Raw genomic sequence first — 585 nt, 5'->3', positions numbered from 1 at the left:
TATACTCCCAATCCTGGTTTTTTTGGTGCCGATAGTTTTACTTACACTGTCAGCGATGGGGCTTTTACTTCACCAGCTATTTTAGCAAATATTAATGTCAACATTCCTGGTCAATTTAACTTCAGCAACGCCAACTACAGCGCTAAGGAAAACCGTCAGTTTGCCACAATTACTGTTACTCGCACTGATAATACTAATGTGGCTGCTGCTGTCAGTTACAGTACGAGTAATGGAACAGCTAATGCTGGTAATGACTATAACCAAACATCGGGAACGTTAAATTTTGACACTGGCGAAACTGCTCAAACTTTCACGATTCCCATTGTTGAGGATTCAGAGATAGAAGAGGATGAAACTGTTAACTTAACTCTGAACAATCCCACTAATGGAGCAGATTTAGGAGCGATTTATAGTGCTATTTTGGCTATTGTAGATACAACTCCGACTCCGACGCCAATTCCTGCGGAAACTCCAATTTCGACACCGACGCCAATTCCGACGCCTGCGAAAACTCCAATTCCGACACCGACGCCAATTCCGACGCCGACGCCTGCGGAAACTCCAATTCCGACACCGACGCCAATT

1 protein-coding gene is annotated in these 585 nt (G+C 44.3%); it reads left to right on the top strand.

The features are described from left to right. Window positions 1-585: Calx-beta domain-containing protein (locus tag QUA42_RS25275; RefSeq protein ID WP_333141119.1), on the top strand; the 585-nt coding region annotated here is incomplete at both ends.

Origin of the sequence: Microcoleus sp. Pol11C2, assembly GCF_036701505.1 — a bacterium.
Classification (GTDB): Bacteria; Cyanobacteriota; Cyanobacteriia; order Cyanobacteriales; family Microcoleaceae; genus Microcoleus.
This window is presented reverse-complemented; position numbering and strand designations above follow the sequence as displayed.